This window comes from Bacteroides cutis, assembly GCF_900241005.1.
Taxonomy (GTDB): domain Bacteria; phylum Bacteroidota; class Bacteroidia; order Bacteroidales; family Bacteroidaceae; genus Bacteroides; species Bacteroides cutis.
In genome coordinates, this window is the sequence record NZ_OEST01000003.1 from 476,305 (window position 1) to 494,437 (window position 18,133).

The following is an 18,133-nucleotide window of genomic DNA, read 5'->3' on the forward strand; positions in this document are numbered from 1 at the left end:
TTTTGAATTTCAGAGCTTTAAGCGGTGCGTACGGGACTCGAACCCGTGACCCCATGCGTGACAGGCATGTATTCTAACCAACTGAACTAACGCACCATAATTTCATTTTATCATTGCCATCTCTCTCGATTGCGGTTGCAAAGGTAGGTATTTCTTTGAAATCTGCAATAGTTGTGATGAACTTTTTTTCAAGAAAAATAGCTGTATTTGTTTTATAGTCTCATTCTGAGAATATTGTAAAATAAAAAAAGTTTGTGATTGCAAACTGCCTTTTCTATTGCATGTAAGTGTACCACGATAGAAACTGAAAGATACTTTTTGAAGAAAACGAAACTTTTTAAGCCTTCTTTTAAACTTCTTGCTCGAAAACTTCGTTCTTTTGCAATAAATCGTTATTTTTGCGAACTCAAAACGAGAATGTTGTAATTAGATAACGATAAAAAGAGATTTTAGGATGATGAAAACAGCCAAACTGTTGCTTCACTGTCCCGACAAGCCGGGTATATTGGCAGAAGTGACAGACTTTATAACGGTGAATAAGGGTAATATTATCTATCTGGATCAATATGTAGACCATGTGGAGAATATCTTTTTCATGCGTATTGAGTGGGAATTGGAGAAATTTCTGGTGCCGCAGGAAAAAATAGAAGATTATTTTGCGACATTGTATGCTCAGAAATACGGAATGAGTTTCCGCCTTTACTTCTCAGATGTAAAACCACGTATGGCTATCTTTGTATCAAAGATGTCCCACTGTCTGTTCGACCTTTTGGCGCGTTACACTGCAGGTGAATGGAATGTGGAAATTCCTCTTATAATCAGTAATCATCCCGATTTGCAACATGTGGCAGAGCGTTTTGGTATTCCTTTCTATCTTTTCCCGATAACAAAAGAAACCAAGGAGGAACAAGAACAGAAAGAAATGGAACTTCTGGCTAAGTACAAAGTAAACTTCATTGTGCTGGCGCGATATATGCAAGTCATTTCGGGGCAGATGATTAATGCCTATCCCAACCGTATCATCAATATTCATCACTCTTTCCTTCCTGCATTTGTGGGAGCGAAACCCTATCATGCAGCTTTTGAGCGTGGTGTGAAGATTATCGGTGCCACCAGTCACTATGTAACTACCGAACTGGATGCCGGGCCTATCATTGAGCAAGATGTAGTTCGGATTACTCATAAGGATACGGTACAGGATTTGGTGAATAAAGGCAAAGATCTGGAGAAAATAGTGCTTTCGCGTGCCGTTCAGAAACATATTGAACGTAAAGTTTTAGCCTATAAGAACAAAACCGTAATATTTAATTAATGGATAACTGATAATGGATAATTCATTGTTGTTTATTATCAGTTGTTGATTATCGATGATTAATTGTTAAAATGAGGGTTGCAATCGTTAAATATAATGCAGGTAATATACGTTCGGTCGATTACGCTTTGAAACGTTTGGGGGTAGAAGCTGTGATTACATCGGATGAGGCAGTGTTGTGCGCCGCTGATAAGGTAATCTTTCCAGGTGTGGGTGAAGCGGAAACAACTATGAATTTTCTTCGTTCCAGTGGTATGGACGTGCTGATAAAGACATTGCGCCAACCGGTTTTGGGCATTTGTTTGGGCATGCAGTTGATGTGCAGGCATTCAGAAGAAGGGGATGTGGATTGTCTTGGTATTTTTGATGTTGATGTCAAGCGATTTGTTTCCCGACGGCATGAAGACAAAGTGCCTCATATGGGTTGGAATACATTGAAAAAGACCAATAGTGAACTGTTCGAAGGTTTCACAAAGGAAGAGTTTGTTTATTTTGTCCATAGTTTTTATGTTCCTGTCAATGACTGTACGGCTGCCGTCACAGATTATATATTACCGTTCAGCGCTGCCTTGCACAAGGATAATTATTATGCCACGCAATTCCATCCCGAAAAAAGCGGGAGTGTAGGCGAACATATATTACAAAACTTTCTGGACCTATGATAGAACTTATTCCCGCTATTGACATCATCGACGGAAAATGTGTACGCCTTTCCCAAGGTGATTATGACAGTAAGAAGGTGTATAATGAAAACCCTGTCGAAGTGGCCAAGAAATTTGAAGACCATGGTATCCGTCGTCTTCATGTGGTTGATCTTGATGGCGCTGCCTCCCATCATGTGGTAAACTACCGTACGTTGGAACAGATTACTTCCCGCACTTCCTTGATAGTAGATTTTGGTGGTGGGGTAAAGAGCGATGAGGATTTGGTAATAGCTTTTGAGAGCGGAGCGCAGATGGTGACGGGCGGCAGTGTAGCCGTTAAGAACCCCGGACTCTTCTGCCATTGGCTCGATTGCTTTGGTGCGGGAAAAATCATTCTTGGTGCCGATGTAAAAGAGTATAAGATTGCCGTTAATGGCTGGAAAGATGAAAGCCCCTGCGAGTTGTTCCCTTTTTTGAAAGACTATGTAAACAAGGGTATCCGCAAAGTTATCTGTACTGATATCAGTTGCGATGGTATGCTTCAAGGTCCTTCGCTTACATTGTATAAGGAGATATTGGAAAAACATCCGGACCTTTACCTGATTGCCAGTGGAGGAGTGAGTTGTGCCGATGATATCCGTAAACTTCAGGATACAGGAGTGCCTGCCGTGATCTTCGGTAAGGCTTTGTACGAGGGACGTATCACCTTTAAAGATTTAGAGGACTTTTTATGATGTACAAATCATAATCTTAAACGATAAATAAATTAAGAGTGTTAGCAAAGAGAATTATTCCCTGCCTTGACATCAAAGATGGGCAGACCGTAAAAGGAACCAACTTCGTGAACCTGCGTCAGGCAGGTGATCCTGTGGAATTGGCGCGTGCCTACAGCGAGCAAGGGGCCGATGAGTTGGTGTTTTTGGATATCACTGCCAGTTTTGAAGGCCGTAAAACTTTTGCTGAACTGGTAAAGCGTATTGCCGCCAATATAAGTATTCCTTTTACTGTAGGGGGCGGTATCCATGAACTGGGCGATGTAGACCGTCTTTTAAATGCCGGTGCCGATAAAATCTCTGTCAATTCTTCCGCTATTCGTCGTCCGGAGTTGATAGACGAGATAGCCAAGAACTTCGGCTCTCAGGTTTGCGTGCTGGCGGTAGATGCCATGCAGACTGAAAAGGGGTGGTGGTGTTATCTGAACGGCGGTCGTGTGGAAACGGATAAGGAACTCTTTTCGTGGACAAAAGAAGCCCAGGAACGTGGTGCAGGAGAAATTCTTTTTACCAGTATGAACCACGACGGTGTAAAAACAGGATATGCCAATGAAGCTCTGGCAAACCTTGCCGACAGACTTTCCATCCCTGTCATTGCGTCAGGTGGAGCAGGTACTAAAGAGCACTTTCGTGATGTCTTTCTGCAAGGAAAAGCAGATGCTGCCTTGGCAGCCAGTGTTTTTCACTTCGGAGAAATTAAAATTCCCGATTTAAAATCGTATCTTTGTGCCCAAGGAATTGCGATGAGAAAATAATAGAGTAAATCGTAAATAGTTAAATCGTAAATAAAATGGATTTTGACAAAATGAACGGACTCATTCCGGCTATTATACAAGATGCAGACACCGCTAAGGTGCTGATGTTGGGTTTTATGAATCAGGAAGCATACGATAAGACGGTAGAAACCGGAAAAGTGACTTTCTTTAGCCGTACGAAAAACCGTCTTTGGACGAAAGGTGAGGAGAGTGGCAACTTTCTGAATGTGGTTTCCATGAAAGAGGATTGCGACCAGGATACATTACTTATTCAGGTACATCCTGTGGGACCTGTCTGTCATACCGGTACAGATACTTGTTGGGGTGAGAAGAACGAGCAACCCGTCATGTTCCTGAAAACTCTTCAGGATTTCATTGAAAAACGTCACCGTGAAATGCCCGAAGGGTCTTATACCACCAGTTTGTTTCAGTCGGGTGTCAACAAGATGGCCCAGAAAGTAGGCGAGGAGGCTGTTGAGACTGTTATCGAGGCCTGCAATGGTACAGACGAGCGTTTGATTTACGAAGGTGCCGATTTGCTTTACCACCTTATTGTGTTGCTTACTTCCAAAGGTTATCGCATTGAAGACCTGGCACGTGAGTTGGAAGAACGCCATAGCGTAAACTGGAAGAAACACTAAATTAAGGTATAGATCTATCATGATGGACGATACGCTGATAAGATATAAAGACGTAGATATACACCAGCAGGAGTTGTGTGTACTAAACGGTGTGAATCTCGAACTGCACAAGGGAGAGTTCGTATATCTCATTGGTAAGGTTGGTTCCGGCAAGACGAGCTTGCTTAAAACTTTTTATGGAGAACTTGATATAGCTTCGGGCGAAGCCTGTGTGTTGCACTATGATATGTTGCACATCAAGCGTAAGCATATTCCCGAGTTGCGACGCAAGTTAGGCATCGTATTTCAGGACTTCCAGTTGCTTACCGATCGCACGGTGTACGATAATCTTGAATTTGTACTTCGTGCTACAGGTTGGAAGAACAAAGGGGAAGTCAAAGATCGTATTGACGAAGTGCTACAGTTGGTGGGAATGGGTAATAAGGGATATAAGTATCCCAACGAACTTTCGGGTGGAGAACAGCAACGTATTGTGATTGCCCGTGCCGTGCTCAACTCTCCGGAGATTATTCTTGCCGATGAGCCTACGGGAAATCTGGATGTGGAAACCGGATTTGCCATCACCCAACTATTGCACTATTTGAGCGCTGCCGGTTCGTTGGTGATCATGACTACCCATAACATGCAGTTGCTTTGGGAATATCCGGGTCGGGTATACCGTTGTGCCGACCATCAGATAACGGATGTAACGGATATGTATACCACACCGGGAACAGCAGAAGAAAAATAAATAAATTTATATAACATTTTAATACAGGAACGAAAATGAAAGTTTTAAAGTTTGGAGGTACTTCAGTAGGTTCGGCTCAACGAATGAAGGAAGTGGCCAAATTGATTACCGATGGTGAACGTAAGATTGTGGTTCTCTCTGCCATGTCGGGTACCACAAACACATTGGTTGAGATTTCGGACTATCTGTACAAGAAAAATCCGGAGGGTGCCAACGAGATTATCAATAAGCTGGAGACTAAATACCGCCAGCACGTTGACGAACTCTATGCTACACCGGAGTATAAACAGAAAGGTCTGGAACTTATCAAATCTCATTTTGATTATATCCGTTCTTATACCAAAGACCTCTTCACACTGTTCGAGGAGAAAGTAGTATTGGCACAGGGTGAGTTGATATCTACCGCTATGATGAACTACTATTTACAGGAATGTGGTGTGAAGTCAATCTTGCTTCCGGCTTTGGAGTACATGCGTACTGATAAGAATGCCGAACCCGATCCTGTATATATCAAGGAGAAACTTCAGGTTCAGCTTGAGTTGCATCCCGATGCCGATATCTACATCACGCAAGGTTACATCTGCCGTAATGCATACGGTGAGATAGATAATCTGCAACGTGGTGGCAGCGACTATACCGCTTCTCTGATCGGTGCGGCTATCAATGCTTCCGAAATTCAGATTTGGACTGACATTGATGGTATGCACAACAATGATCCGCGTATTGTAGACAAGACGGCTCCCGTACGTCATCTTCATTTTGAGGAAGCGGCGGAGTTGGCATACTTCGGCGCAAAAATCCTGCATCCCACTTGTATTCAGCCTGCCAAGTACGCCAATATCCCTGTACGTTTGCTCAACACCATGGATCCTAAAGCTCCGGGTACACTGATCTCGAACGATACGGAGAAGGGCAAAATCAAGGCGGTAGCTGCTAAAGATAATATCACTGCCATCAAAATTAAATCCAGCCGGATGTTGCTGGCACATGGATTTTTGCGTAAGGTGTTCGAGATTTTTGAAAGTTACCAGACCTCTATCGACATGATTTGTACTTCCGAGGTAGGAGTATCCGTATCTATCGATAACACCAAACATCTGAATGAAATCTTGGATGATCTGAAGAAATATGGCACTGTGACAGTAGATAAGGATATGTGCATCATTTGTGTGGTAGGTGACCTTGAATGGGAAAATGTAGGTTTTGAGGCTAAAGCACTCGATGCGATGCGTAACATACCTGTACGTATGATTTCCTTTGGCGGTAGTAACTACAATATTTCTTTCCTAATTCGCGAATGTGATAAGAAAATAGCGTTGCAGTCGTTGAGCGATGCGTTGTTCAACGGAAAATAAAATATCTTTTGATCTTTCGGGCACGGATTATGTATGCAGATTTCACATGGATAAAGAATGAAAAGAAACTGTGAAATCCGTGTAATCCGTGTCTGAAAGAAATTATAAATAACTTCTTTCACACCCTTTTTTACTAAACAAAGATTACATCCTGTTATATGAAAGGAACATTCCCTATTGATAAATTCCGTGAACTGAGTACCCCTTTCTATTATTACGATACAAAGGTATTGCGTGATACCCTTTCTTGTATTCGTACCGAGGTTGCGAAGTATGAAAATTATTCGGTGCATTATGCGGTGAAAGCCAATGCCAATCCTAAAGTGCTCACCATCATTCGCGAAAATGGTTTGGGGGCCGATTGTGTGAGTGGTGGAGAAATCCGTGCTGCTATTAAAGCTGGTTTTCCTGCCGGAAAAATAGTGTTTGCCGGAGTAGGTAAAGCTGATTGGGAAATTAATTTGGGTTTGGATTATGATATCTTTTGTTTCAATGTAGAGTCCATTCCTGAACTTGAAGTCATTAACGAACTGGCGGCAGCCAAAGGTAAAGTTGCCAATGTGGCTTTCCGTATCAATCCCAATGTCGGTGCCCATACCCATGCCAACATCACTACCGGATTGGCGGAGAATAAGTTCGGTATCAGTATGGAAGATATGGATCATGTCATCGATGTAGCTCAGGAAATGGGAAATATCAAGTTCATCGGTTTGCACTTTCACATCGGTTCGCAAATTCTTGATATGGGCGATTTTGTAGCCCTGTGTAATCGTGTCAACGAGTTGCAGGATAAATTTGAAGCGCGCCGCATCCGTATCGGGCACATCAATGTAGGCGGTGGTCTCGGTATAGATTATGCTCATCCCAACCGTCAGCCTGTTCCCGATTTCAAAAAATACTTCTCTACCTATGCCGAGCATCTGAGACTCCGCTCTTATCAGACGCTTCATTTTGAATTGGGGCGTGCGGTAGTGGGGCAATGCGGTTCTCTCATTTCGCGTGTGCTCTATGTGAAGCAGGGTACCAATAAGCAATTCGCTATTCTCGATGCCGGCATGACAGACCTGATCCGTCCTGCTCTTTATCAGGCATTCCATAAGATAGAGAATATCACCTCCGATGCTCCGGTGCAGACTTATGATGTGGTAGGTCCTATTTGCGAGTCCTCCGACGTTTTTGGTAAAGCCGTCGACTTGAATGCCGCACAGCGTGGCGATCTTATCGCCCTCCGTTCCGCCGGCGCATATGGTGAGATTATGGCTTCGGGTTATAATTGCCGCCAGTTGCCGCAAGGCTATACTTCGGAAGAACTGGTGTAATAGGATAATGATTATCCCTATACTTGCTATTTGTGATGAATAATCGTACATTCGGATTTTAATTCTTGAATTCTCAACTGTTTTGTAATCATGTTGCGAAGATACGGCACGGTAAACGCAAGATTGTCTGTTTTTGTCTGTTTTTGTTCGTTAGGGTTCGTTATAGTTGGATAAATGACTGAAGAAGACTGAAAGTATAGAGGGTACGATGGTTAAGCACTACGGTTCTAATGTTCTACTTGGCAGTTCTAATGTTCTACATTAGAACCGTGAAGTAGTACTCTATTTTCCGAAAAAATGCAGTAAATGCAGAAAATGCAGTGTACTCCTTTCCTCACACACACGCGCGTACATTATTAATGCGGATGAAGACAAATGGTCGGGAACGATCGGCTGTGCCGCCTGTCAGGACACGAGGAAACATATGAAACGGCAAGCGAAGACCATTACTGTAAAAGTTGATGAAATACTCCTGCCGAGATACTCCTGTTGAATAGCAGCTATTATATATATACGCGTGCGCGTGTGTGTGAGGAAAGGAGTACACTGCATTTTCTGCATTTACTGCATTTTTTATGTTTTGAACAAGATGTGCTTACTTAATTATTGAAGAGATTTATTTCTGTAAAAAATGTTATAGAACGAACAATTTAAAGACATCTTTGTTACATTTGTAATCATTTCAATTTACTTAATAAATACAATTATGATAACAGAAAAATTACAGAATGCAATTAATGAGCAGATTACGGCTGAGATGTGGTCATCTAACCTTTATTTGGCAATGTCTTTCTATATGGAGAAAGAAGGTTATTGCGGTATGGCTTCCTGGTTGAGAAAGCAGTCATCCGAGGAGAAAGACCACGCTTGCGAAATGGCATCTTACATCATTAAGCGTTGCGGCAAGGCCAAATTGGATAAGATTGATGTTGTTCCTAACGACTTCGGTACTCCGTTGGAAGTATTTGAACAGGTGTACGAGCACGAATGCCGCGTATCAAAAATGATTGATAATCTTGTTGATATTGCCGCTGCTGAAAAAGATAAGGCCACTCAAGATTTCTTGTGGGGTTTTGTTCGTGAACAGGTAGAAGAAGAAGCTACTGCCGCCGGCATCGTAGATATGATTAAAAAAGCCGGTGCTGCCGGAATTTTCTTTATAGACGCAAAACTGGGCGAACGTAAATAAGAATAAAAAGTGATACAATGATAGGGTGATAAAGTGATAGAGTAATATCGTTTTATCACCCTATCACTTTGTGTATCTATATTACTCTTGTTTATTTCAGCACTCCCAATTCTTTTCCTACCTTGATAAACGCCGCTATACACTTATCCAAATGTTCTTTTTCGTGTCCGGCAGAAATCTGTACACGGATGCGTGCCTGATCTTTGGGAACCACGGGGTAGTAGAAGCCGGTAACGTAGATACCTTCTTCTTGCATGCGGGCGGCATAGATCTGAGACAGTTTGGCATCATATAGCATAACGGCGCAGATGGCGCTTTGGGTAGGTTTGATGTCGAAGCCGGCAGCAGTCATCTTATCACGGAAATAGTTGACGTTCTCCATCAATTTGTCGTGCAATGCATTGCTCTCCTTCAGCATTCTGAATACTTCAAGGCTGGCGCCGATGATGCCCGGAGCTAATGAATTGGAGAACAGGTATGGACGGCTACGTTGACGCAGAAGGTCTATGATTTCCTTACGACCGGTGGTAAATCCACCCAAGGCGCCGCCAAAGGCTTTTCCTAAAGTTCCGGTGTAGATATCTACACGGCCGTATGTCTTATACAGCTCGCTTACGCCGTGTCCGGTAGGACCTACCACACCGGCAGAGTGAGACTCGTCCACCATAACCAATGCATCATATTTCTCGGCAAGATCGCATATCTTATCCATTGGGGCAACATTACCGTCCATAGAGAATACACCGTCCGTTACGATAATACGGAAACGCTGTGCCTGGGCCTCTTGCAGGCATTTTTCCAGTTCTTCCATGTTGGCATTGGCATAACGGTAGCGTTTTGCTTTGCAAAGACGTACACCGTCGATGATGGAAGCGTGGTTCAATGAATCGGAAATGATGGCATCCTCGTCGGTGAACAACGGTTCGAATACGCCTCCGTTGGCATCGAAACAGGCGGCGTAGAGAATAGTGTCTTCAGTTTTGAAGTAATCGGAAATGGCAGCTTCCAGTTCCTTGTGGATATCTTGTGTTCCGCAGATAAAGCGTACGGAGGACATTCCGTATCCGCGGCGATCCATCATCTTTTGAGCGGCGGCAATCAGGTTGGGGTGATTGGATAAACCCAGATAATTGTTTGCGCAGAAGTTCAGAACTTCTTTGCCTTTCACTGTGATAGCAGCTTGTTGTGCACTCTCGATAAGGCGCTCTTCTTTGTAGAGTCCGGCCTCTTTAATTTCAGCAAGTGTGTTGCTGAGGTAGTCTTTCATTTTACCGTACATAGGATTTAATATTTAATGGTGATACATGTTTATAACATGCTCTGCAAAGGACACTATTTTTATTGGAATAAACAATATCTTTTTGATAGAAAAATGAAAAAAAAGTGTGTATATTTGCGCCTTAGTAATTATAAACACCTTATTTATAAGTCGAATGAAAAATATTTTGGTAATTGGAGCCACCGGACAGATCGGTTCGGAACTCACGTTGGAACTGCGTAAACGTTATGGTAATGATCATGTTATAGCCGGATATATTCCGAGTGCTATGCCTCAGGGGGAGTTAAAAGCATCAGGACCTTCGGCCATTGCCGACGTGACGGATCGCCAGTCTATTGAAGTGGTAGCAAGACAATTCAAGATTGATACAATTTACAATCTGGCAGCATTGCTTTCGGTTGTAGCCGAAAGCCGTCCCGCCATGGCTTGGAAAATCGGTATAGATGGCCTATGGAATGTGCTGGAAGTGGCACGCGAATATGGTTGCGCTGTGTTCACTCCGAGTTCTATCGGTTCGTTTGGAGAGTCTACGCCACATGTGAAGACACCTCAAGACACTATTCAACGTCCACGTACCATGTACGGTGTAACAAAAGTGACTACTGAATTGTTGAGCGATTATTACCATACGAAATATGGCGTGGATACCCGTGCGGTGCGTTTTCCGGGAATTATTTCCAATGTAACTCCTCCGGGTGGCGGTACTACCGACTATGCAGTGGATATTTTCTATTCGGCTGTGAAAGGCGAGAAGTTTGTGTGTCCTGTGAAGGCAGGTACCTATATGGATATGATGTATATGCCTGATGCCCTGAATGCGGCTATTACGCTGATGGAGGCTGCTCCGGCACGTTTGAAACACCGGAATGCATTCAACATCGCTTCCATGAGTTTTGACCCGGAAGAAATTTACCAAGCTATCAAGAAGCATGTGCCCGGCTTTGAAATGGAATATAACATCGATCCCCTGAAGCAATCGATTGCTGATAGTTGGCCTGACAGTCTGGATGACTCTTGCGCTCGCGAGGAGTGGGATTGGAAACCCGAGTTTGATTTGGAATCTATGACGGTGGACATGCTTGAGAAGTTAAGAGCTAAACTAAATAAGTGACCATAGAGGTCCGTAAAGGATGAAAAAATTAGTAATGGGATTTTTGTTACTCGCTTTATGCGTTTCTTGTGGAAACCGTAAAGTGAAAATGGATCCCTTCTCTACTATTACTGAAATGGTGGATTCGGCCAATCATAAGGTCGATACACTACAACAGGTAGAGGTAAAGGAAGAACCGAAACCGCTGGAAGCTGACGAGTTGTTTGATGATTTTATCTTCAACTACGCTACGGACGATACCTTGCAAAAGCAAAGGACGGTTTTTCCTTTGCCTTATTATAACGTTGATACCCCATCGAAAATCGAAAAGAAGTATTGGAAACATGATTATCTGTTTGCGAAACAGAACTATTATACATTGCTTTTCGATAAGGAAGCCGATATGGATATGGTGGGGGATACGGCGTTGACATCTGTACAGGTGGAATGGATTTACCTCAAAACCCGTATGGTGAAGAAGTACTACTTTCAGCGTATCAAAGGAATGTGGATGCTTGAAGCAATCAATCTGCGCCGGATAGAAAAGGGGGAAAATGAAGATTTTGTAGACTTTTATACCCGTTTTGCTACAGATAGCCTGTATCAGAGCCGGCACATTAGTGACCCATTGCAATTTATCACCATAGATCCTGATGATGAATTTGCTATCCTGGAAACTACGCTTGATGTAAACCAGTGGTATGCTTTCCGCCCGTTGATGCCTGTTGATAGACTTTCCAATATCAATTACGGACAAAAGAACGAAGACCGGTCGACCTCCAAAATCCTGAAAGTGAACGGTATCGGCAATGGTTATTCCAACATTTTCTATTTCCGGAAACGGGGAGGGGAATGGGAAATGTATAAATATGAAGATACAAGCATTTGATTTTAATAAAGAATTTGATTAATAATGATTTGCAGAAGAAAGAATATACCTAACACATTTGGATTTGATGTGAAAGCCGCCACTTTTGTGGAGTATGGTTCAGTAGAAGAATTAAAAAAACTGATTGATAATGGGTATGTTACTTCTCCTTTTCTGCATATCGGGCAAGGCAGTAATCTGTTGTTTGTTGGCGACTATAAAGGTACGGTGCTACATTCGTGTATACATGGGGTGGAAGTAACGGCGGAGGATGAAGTCAGCGTATCGGTGCGTGTAGGAGCCGGTGTGGTGTGGGATGATTTTGTGGCTTGCTGTGTGGAACACGGATGGTATGGTGCCGAAAATCTTTCGTTGATACCTGGTGAGGTAGGAGCGAGTGCGGTACAGAATATCGGAGCTTACGGTGTGGAGGTGAAAGACCTGATTGCTTCGGTGGAGACTGTGAACATTCAGGGTGATAAACGTGTTTATTGTGTGGACGAATGTGAGTATGCTTACCGTAAAAGCCTTTTTAAACGTCCGGAAATGAAGTCGGTATTTGTCACCCATGTCAATTTTCGATTGAGTAAAAAAGAACAGTATACGTTGGACTACGGTACTATACGTCAGGAGTTGGCGAAGTATCCTGCAGTTGACCTGAAAACTTTACGTAAAGTGATTATCGATATCCGTGAGAGCAAGTTGCCCGACCCGAAGATACTGGGTAATGCCGGGAGTTTTTTCATGAATCCTATTGTGTCTCGTGCCCGATTTGAGGAATTGTTGCGTCAATATCCGGCAATGCCCCATTATGATGTGGATGCCGGCCGTGTGAAAATACCTGCGGGGTGGATGATAGATCAATGTGGCTGGAAAGGTAAGGCGTTGGGATCTGCTGCCGTTCATGATAAACAGGCATTGGTACTGGTCAATCTGGGTGGGGCGGAAGGAAAAGATGTGGTAGCCCTTTCGGATGCTGTGAGAGTGTCGGTGAAAGCGAAGTTTGGTATTGAAATTTATCCGGAAGTTTGTCTGATTGAAAGTTGATAATGGATAATTGATAATGAACAATGAAACTGAGAATATTAGGGAGCGGAACTTCTACCGGGGTGCCGGAAATAGGTTGTACGTGTCCTGTTTGTACTTCTGCTGATCCTCGTGATAACCGTTTGCGTGCATCGTCTCTGCTGCATACGGATGATGCGGTGATATTGATAGATTGTGGTCCCGATTTTAGGGAACAGATGTTGCGTACCTCTTCTTATGAGAAGATTGACGGTGTGCTCATTACACACGAGCATTACGACCATGTGGGCGGTTTGGACGATTTGCGCCCTTTCTGCCGTTTCGGGGAAATACCTGTTTATTCGGATACTTATACGGCTACTCATTTGCGGGCAAGAATGCCCTATTGTTTTGTGGATAAAATATATCCGGGAGTACCTCGTATTTATCTTCAGGAAGTAGAGGCGGGTAAATCATTTTATATTCATAATACGGAGGTGATGCCTTTGCGTGTGATGCATGGTAAATTACCGATATTGGGATATCGTATTGGCGGATGTTTGGGATATATCACGGATATGCACACGATGCCCGAAGAAGCTTATGAACAATTGAAAGGATTGGATGTTCTCGTAATGAACGCTCTGCGTCCTCAGCCGCATCCCACACATCAAAGTATATCCGAGGCGCTGGTAGCTGCGGAACGGATTGGAGCGAAAGAAACCTACTTCATCCACATGAGCCATCATGCCGGACTGCATGCTGAAATCAGTAAGCAACTTCCGTCTCATGTTCATTTTGCTTATGATGGCCTTGAAATAGTTTTCTAAACTTTTTAAAACATTTGTTTTGTTTTATTAGTAGAAATGTTTATTTTTGCCAGATGTTGATGAATTGAATACCATGAAGCTCCGACTCCTTATACGAATAGCAGTCATTGTATCCGTACTTTTATTATGTACGGGTTTCGGTGTGTATTCGTTTTATCGCTTGAATGCAGTAGATAATCAAAAAGATTTCAATCTTTATACTTTAGTTCCGCAGGATGCTGTTGCTGTACTCGAAACCGATCGGGTATCAGATTTGGTAGAAGATATCAATCAGCTGAATTGCAGTAAGGACAATCATTTCTTATATGTATCCGAACTTTTTGTTTATCTGAAGAATTATCTGCATACGTTGGCTGGAGATATTCCGCATGGACTTAGTAAACAGATGAATAAGGTACTTATAAGTTTCCATGAGCCTGATACACCTTTGAACCAAGTGTTGTATTGTAGTTTGGGATCGGGCGATTACGGGTTGGTTGAGTCATTTATTCAGAAATATTGTTCCAGTACATTCCCTTCTAAATACTTCGACTACGGGGGCGAGGAAATACGTATCTATCCAATGAATGACGGACGTTTTCTTGCTGCATATTTTACTGAAGATTTCTTAGCCATCAGTTTTCAAAAGCGTTTGATAGAACAGGTTATCGATGCCCGTCATTCTAAAAAATCACTAATGGATGTTTCTTCTTTTCGTACTATGCATGCCGGCAAGAATAGTAATGTGGCAGCCACCGTTTATATGCGTATGAAGGAGGTTGATATGGGTAAAGATACAGATGGTATCCGTGCTCAAACTCATCTGGGTAGTTGGGCGGAATTTGACATGAAGTTTAATGAGGGGGCTATCTATTGTTCGGGCGTCAGCCATGGGACGGATAGTACTCAGACGTTTATCAATGCGCTGCGTAAACAAAAACCAATAGAAGGCTTTCCGGGTGAATGGTTGCCTGCATCTACTTTCTTTTACGACCAGTGGGCTATTTCGGATATGGAATCGATGTTTAACTTCACTGCGCGGCAGGAATATGCAAAGGCCACGTATTCTGATTATATCAAGCAGAGAGATGAAGAGTGGATGCATTTTTTTAAGGAATATGCTGGAGAAAATATCATGTCCTGTCTTTTTCAATCGAAAGATACAACGGATGTCCATCCTTGTGCGGTGATGAGTATTCCGGTGAAAAATGAGAGTAGGGCGGAGCATCGCCTGCAAAATTTATTGTATGTAACTCCGAAAGAGGAAGATGCTCCGACTGTACCTAAATCTTTGCCGAAATATGCCTTGTATCCTCACGCAAGAAGGTTTCAGCAGTATTTGTTACCTCGGAATACGATGTTGACACAACTCACAGGTATTACAAAATCCGCTCTTTACACTTATGCTTGCTTCTATCGGGGGAACTTACTGTTGGCGCCAGATGCGCAGAGTCTTTCGGCCTATATCGATGCGATAGAAAGTAATGAAATTTTGGATGGAACTTCAGTTTACGAAGAAAGTGCAGGGAGTCTTTCACCGGTTTACAACTTTGCAATGATGGTGGACATGGAGAAAATGATGGACCAGCCTGAAACTTATGTACGGTTAGTGCCTAATTTCTTTTTTCGTCAGGCAAAATTCTTTCGTCATTTTATGATTGCCGTACAGTTTACGTGTGTGGAAGGAGTGGTTTATCCGAATATCGTGTTGCTTTATAAGAACTGAAAAAGGATAATGTAATCTATATTATCCTTTTTCAATTATCAGTTAAAACGGCAGGTCGTCCTTGACGTCTCCAGCCAGAAATTCCGGTGCGGCAGTTGGTGCCGGCGGTGGAACAGGAGCGCCTGGTGCAGGTGCGGCGGCGTTTACGCGTTCTACTTTCCATGCACGGATACTGTTGAACCAGCGATCTTGCCATTGGCGTGCATCTACGTCGAAAGAAACGGTCAATTCTTCACCCATCTGGATGTTGAATTGATCAATTTTGTCTGCTCCGAAAACATCGAAACACATTTTGCGGGGATATTGACCATGATCTTCAATCACGTATTCCTGTGCCTTCCATTCGTTACCCGTCTTTGAAACTCCACCTCTGGGCTGGAGTATAGCGATAATCTTTCCTGTAAATTCCATTGTTCTCTTTTTTAATGATGCGGCGAAGTTACAATTTTTTAGGAATATGAGACGAATAAACGACTGTTTTTTCTTGCTATTTCTTTGTCATAGGGAATTCTTTTTTTAACTTTGTCCGTTAGTTAACAAGAAGGATAAAATTAAAACTTAAATATACAGAATATATGAAATTTATCGTTTCGAGTACTGCGCTCTCCAGCCATTTGCAGGCTATCAGCCGCGTGATTAATTCAAAAAATGCGCTGCCTATTTTGGATTGTTTTCTATTTGAACTACAGGATGGAACTTTGTCAGTAACTGTTTCCGATAGTGAAACGACCATGGTTACTACGGTTGAAGTGAACGAAAGTGATATGGACGGACGTTTTGCCGTAACTGCCAAGACATTGTTGGACGCTTTGAAGGAAATTCCTGAGCAACCGTTGGCATTCGACGTTAATCCGGAATCATTGGAAATAACAGTACAGTATCAGAATGGTAAATATAGTCTGGTGGGGCAGAATGCTGATGAATTTCCGCAATCAGCGATGTTGGGTGAAAATGCCGTACGTGTGGAAATGGATGCACAGATTTTGTTGGGAGGTATCAACCGCGCCGTATTTGCTACGGCTGACGACGAACTTCGTCCGGTGATGAATGGTATTTATTTTGACATCACGACAGAAGATATTACGATGGTAGCTTCCGACGGCCATAAGCTGGTACGTTGTAAAACGTTGGCTGCCAAAGGTAACGAACGTGCTGCTTTTATCCTTCCCAAGAAACCGGCTTCATTGATGAAGAATCTGTTGCCGAAGGAACAAGGTGCGGTAGTTGTTGAGTTTGACGAACGTAATGCGGTGTTTACGTTGGCAAGCTACCGAATGGTGTGCCGCCTGATTGAAGGACGTTATCCGAACTATAATTCCGTAATTCCGCAGAATAATCCTTATAAGGTGACGATAGACCGCCAACAACTGGTTGGTGCATTGCGCCGTGTATCTATCTTTTCTTCACAGGCAAGCAGTCTTATCAAGTTGCGTATGCAAGAGAACCAGATTGTAATTTCGGCACAGGATATCGATTTCTCTACATCCGCTGAAGAAAGTTTGATGTGCCAATATGCGGGTAATCCGATGAGTATCGGTTTTAAATCTACTTTCCTGATTGATATTCTCAATAATATTTCTGCCGATGAAGTTGTTATCGAATTGGCCGATCCGTCACGTGCCGGTGTCATCATTCCGGTAGAGCAGGAAGAAAATGAAGATTTATTGATGCTGTTGATGCCGATGATGCTGAATGATTAATAATAATTTATCATCACAAGGACATTAGTTCATTGAACCACAGATTATACAGATTTCCACAGATTATTTTCCAAATATATGATTTATCTGTGCTAATCTGTGTAATCTGTGGTTTCAAAGTTTTCATGTACTTGCAGTGAACTTATATAAAGAAATACATAATGAAATTAAACTTGAAGAACCCTATTGTCTTTTTCGATTTGGAAACTACGGGTACCAATATCAATACAGACCGGATAGTAGAAATTTGTTATCTTAAGGTATATCCCAACGGTAATGAGGAGTCCAAGACTATGCGTATCAATCCCGAAATGCATATTCCTGCCGAGGCATCCGCCGTTCACGGTATCTATGACGAGGATATAGCAGATTGTCCTACTTTTAAGGAAGTGGCGCGAAACATAGCGAATGACATTGAGGGATGTGACCTTGCCGGTTTCAATTCCAACCGTTTCGATATCCCTGTGCTGGTCGAAGAGTTTCTGCGTGCCGATGTGGATATTGATATATCTAAACGTAAATTTGTGGATGTGCAGGTTATTTTCCATAAGATGGAACAGCGTACTTTGTCTGCCGCTTACAAATTTTATTGCGGTAAGAACCTGGAAGATGCCCACACTGCGGAAGCCGATACCCGTGCTACCTACGAAGTACTGATGTCACAGCTTGACCGTTATGAGGAATTGCAGAATGATATAGCTTTCCTTGCAGATTACTCCAGTTTTAATAAAAACGTAGATTTTGCCGGTCGTATGGTCTATGATGAAAAGGGTGTGGAAGTCTTTAACTTCGGCAAGTACAAAGGTATACCCGTATCGGAGGTGTTGAAGCGTGATCCCGGTTATTATAGTTGGATACAGAACAGTGACTTTACACTGAACACCAAAGCTGTGCTGACCAAGATCCGTTTGCGTGAGATGACTCAAAAATGACAATTT

At 42.7% G+C, this 18,133-nt stretch carries 18 protein-coding genes and 1 tRNA gene; 16 read left to right on the forward strand and 3 right to left on the reverse strand.

Going from position 1 to position 18,133, the window contains the following annotated elements; translation table 11 throughout:
• Positions 1-22 precede the first annotated feature (22 nt).
• A tRNA-Asp gene (locus C1A09_RS09290) sits at positions 23-96 on the reverse strand.
• A gap of 358 nt (positions 97-454) precedes the next feature.
• On the opposite strand from C1A09_RS09290, the gene purU reads away from it, so the two are divergent.
• From purU to C1A09_RS09335, 9 genes are all read left to right on the forward strand, one after another.
• On the forward strand, positions 455-1,312 hold the full coding sequence (purU, locus tag C1A09_RS09295) for a formyltetrahydrofolate deformylase (RefSeq protein WP_101543264.1): 858 nt from the start codon (positions 455-457) through the stop codon (positions 1,310-1,312).
• A gap of 71 nt (positions 1,313-1,383) precedes the next feature.
• Entirely contained in the window at positions 1,384-1,974 is a 591-nt protein-coding gene (gene hisH / locus C1A09_RS09300) for an imidazole glycerol phosphate synthase subunit HisH (RefSeq protein ID WP_101543268.1), read from the forward strand.
• On the forward strand, positions 1,971-2,690 hold the full coding sequence (hisA, locus tag C1A09_RS09305) for a 1-(5-phosphoribosyl)-5-[(5-phosphoribosylamino)methylideneamino]imidazole-4-carboxamide isomerase (RefSeq protein WP_101543270.1): 720 nt from the start codon (positions 1,971-1,973) through the stop codon (positions 2,688-2,690). The genes hisH and hisA overlap by 4 nt, the downstream gene beginning before the upstream one ends.
• Positions 2,691-2,728: 38 nt before the next feature.
• The gene (gene hisF, locus C1A09_RS09310) at positions 2,729-3,484 is read left to right on the forward strand and encodes an imidazole glycerol phosphate synthase subunit HisF (RefSeq protein ID WP_101543272.1); all 756 of its coding nucleotides are present in this window, start codon (positions 2,729-2,731) and stop codon (positions 3,482-3,484) included.
• Positions 3,485-3,519: 35 nt separating this feature from the next.
• Positions 3,520-4,125 (forward strand): bifunctional phosphoribosyl-AMP cyclohydrolase/phosphoribosyl-ATP diphosphatase HisIE, encoded by a 606-nt coding sequence (gene hisIE, locus C1A09_RS09315; RefSeq protein ID WP_101543274.1) that lies wholly within the window; start codon positions 3,520-3,522, stop codon positions 4,123-4,125.
• 19 nt (positions 4,126-4,144) lie between these two features.
• A complete protein-coding gene (locus C1A09_RS09320; RefSeq protein ID WP_180949202.1) occupies positions 4,145-4,855 on the forward strand; it encodes a cell division ATP-binding protein FtsE in 711 nt (236 codons plus the stop codon).
• 35 nt (positions 4,856-4,890) lie between these two features.
• Positions 4,891-6,210: an aspartate kinase gene (locus tag C1A09_RS09325; RefSeq protein WP_101543277.1), complete on the forward strand. Its 1,320-nt coding sequence runs from the start codon at positions 4,891-4,893 to the stop codon at positions 6,208-6,210.
• Positions 6,211-6,368: 158 nt separating this feature from the next.
• A complete protein-coding gene (lysA, locus tag C1A09_RS09330) occupies positions 6,369-7,529 on the forward strand; it encodes a diaminopimelate decarboxylase (RefSeq protein WP_101543279.1) in 1,161 nt (386 codons plus the stop codon).
• Positions 7,530-8,235: 706 nt separating this feature from the next.
• Positions 8,236-8,718: a ferritin gene (locus C1A09_RS09335; protein WP_101543281.1), complete on the forward strand. Its 483-nt coding sequence runs from the start codon at positions 8,236-8,238 to the stop codon at positions 8,716-8,718.
• Positions 8,719-8,809: 91 nt separating this feature from the next.
• Here the strand turns inward: C1A09_RS09335 and kbl are convergent, their stop codons facing one another.
• The gene (kbl, locus tag C1A09_RS09340) at positions 8,810-9,997 is read right to left on the reverse strand and encodes a glycine C-acetyltransferase (RefSeq protein ID WP_101543283.1); all 1,188 of its coding nucleotides are present in this window, start codon (positions 9,995-9,997) and stop codon (positions 8,810-8,812) included.
• A 154-nt stretch (positions 9,998-10,151) separates the two neighbouring features.
• Between kbl and C1A09_RS09350 the strand changes: the two genes are divergently transcribed.
• From C1A09_RS09350 to C1A09_RS09370, 5 genes are all read left to right on the forward strand, one after another.
• Entirely contained in the window at positions 10,152-11,108 is a 957-nt protein-coding gene (locus C1A09_RS09350) for an NAD-dependent epimerase/dehydratase family protein (protein ID WP_101543287.1), read from the forward strand.
• A 19-nt stretch (positions 11,109-11,127) separates the two neighbouring features.
• Positions 11,128-11,976, forward strand: a complete 849-nt coding sequence (locus tag C1A09_RS09355; protein ID WP_101543288.1) for a DUF4348 domain-containing protein — start codon at positions 11,128-11,130, stop codon at positions 11,974-11,976.
• 24 nt (positions 11,977-12,000) lie between these two features.
• Complete coding sequence (gene murB / locus C1A09_RS09360; RefSeq protein ID WP_101543290.1) at positions 12,001-13,002, forward strand: UDP-N-acetylmuramate dehydrogenase; 1,002 nt, start codon at positions 12,001-12,003, stop codon at positions 13,000-13,002.
• Between the two features lie 23 nt (positions 13,003-13,025).
• Positions 13,026-13,790 (forward strand): MBL fold metallo-hydrolase, encoded by a 765-nt coding sequence (locus tag C1A09_RS09365; RefSeq protein ID WP_101543292.1) that lies wholly within the window; start codon positions 13,026-13,028, stop codon positions 13,788-13,790.
• A 73-nt stretch (positions 13,791-13,863) separates the two neighbouring features.
• On the forward strand, positions 13,864-15,495 hold the full coding sequence (locus C1A09_RS09370; protein ID WP_101543479.1) for a DUF3352 domain-containing protein: 1,632 nt from the start codon (positions 13,864-13,866) through the stop codon (positions 15,493-15,495).
• Positions 15,496-15,537: 42 nt separating this feature from the next.
• Here C1A09_RS09370 and C1A09_RS09375 read toward each other — a convergent pair whose 3' ends face one another.
• Entirely contained in the window at positions 15,538-15,906 is a 369-nt protein-coding gene (locus C1A09_RS09375) for a DUF3127 domain-containing protein (protein WP_101543295.1), read from the reverse strand.
• 164 nt (positions 15,907-16,070) lie between these two features.
• On the opposite strand from C1A09_RS09375, the gene dnaN reads away from it, so the two are divergent.
• Positions 16,071-17,195 carry a DNA polymerase III subunit beta gene (gene dnaN / locus C1A09_RS09380; protein ID WP_101543297.1) on the forward strand — a complete coding sequence of 375 codons (1,125 nt, stop codon included), beginning with the start codon at positions 16,071-16,073 and terminating at the stop codon, positions 17,193-17,195.
• A 161-nt stretch (positions 17,196-17,356) separates the two neighbouring features.
• Positions 17,357-18,127 (forward strand): 3'-5' exonuclease, encoded by a 771-nt coding sequence (locus tag C1A09_RS09385; RefSeq protein WP_101543298.1) that lies wholly within the window; start codon positions 17,357-17,359, stop codon positions 18,125-18,127.
• Positions 18,128-18,133: the final 6 nt, after the last annotated feature.

Coding starts and splice junctions, on each gene's coding strand:
- C1A09_RS09320 (WP_180949202.1), top strand. CDS start 4,145: ATGATGGACGATACGCTGATAAGATATAAAGACGTAGATATACACCAG.
- C1A09_RS09370 (WP_101543479.1), top strand. CDS start 13,864: ATGAAGCTCCGACTCCTTATACGAATAGCAGTCATTGTATCCGTACTT.
- C1A09_RS09365 (WP_101543292.1), top strand. CDS start 13,026: ATGAAACTGAGAATATTAGGGAGCGGAACTTCTACCGGGGTGCCGGAA.
- hisA (WP_101543270.1), top strand. CDS start 1,971: ATGATAGAACTTATTCCCGCTATTGACATCATCGACGGAAAATGTGTA.
- C1A09_RS09355 (WP_101543288.1), top strand. CDS start 11,128: ATGAAAAAATTAGTAATGGGATTTTTGTTACTCGCTTTATGCGTTTCT.
- hisH (WP_101543268.1), top strand. CDS start 1,384: ATGAGGGTTGCAATCGTTAAATATAATGCAGGTAATATACGTTCGGTC.
- C1A09_RS09375 (WP_101543295.1), bottom strand. CDS start 15,906: ATGGAATTTACAGGAAAGATTATCGCTATACTCCAGCCCAGAGGTGGA.
- C1A09_RS09385 (WP_101543298.1), top strand. CDS start 17,357: ATGAAATTAAACTTGAAGAACCCTATTGTCTTTTTCGATTTGGAAACT.
- lysA (WP_101543279.1), top strand. CDS start 6,369: ATGAAAGGAACATTCCCTATTGATAAATTCCGTGAACTGAGTACCCCT.
- purU (WP_101543264.1), top strand. CDS start 455: ATGATGAAAACAGCCAAACTGTTGCTTCACTGTCCCGACAAGCCGGGT.
- kbl (WP_101543283.1), bottom strand. CDS start 9,997: ATGTACGGTAAAATGAAAGACTACCTCAGCAACACACTTGCTGAAATT.
- C1A09_RS09325 (WP_101543277.1), top strand. CDS start 4,891: ATGAAAGTTTTAAAGTTTGGAGGTACTTCAGTAGGTTCGGCTCAACGA.
- hisIE (WP_101543274.1), top strand. CDS start 3,520: ATGGATTTTGACAAAATGAACGGACTCATTCCGGCTATTATACAAGAT.
- dnaN (WP_101543297.1), top strand. CDS start 16,071: ATGAAATTTATCGTTTCGAGTACTGCGCTCTCCAGCCATTTGCAGGCT.
- C1A09_RS09335 (WP_101543281.1), top strand. CDS start 8,236: ATGATAACAGAAAAATTACAGAATGCAATTAATGAGCAGATTACGGCT.
- C1A09_RS09350 (WP_101543287.1), top strand. CDS start 10,152: ATGAAAAATATTTTGGTAATTGGAGCCACCGGACAGATCGGTTCGGAA.
- murB (WP_101543290.1), top strand. CDS start 12,001: ATGATTTGCAGAAGAAAGAATATACCTAACACATTTGGATTTGATGTG.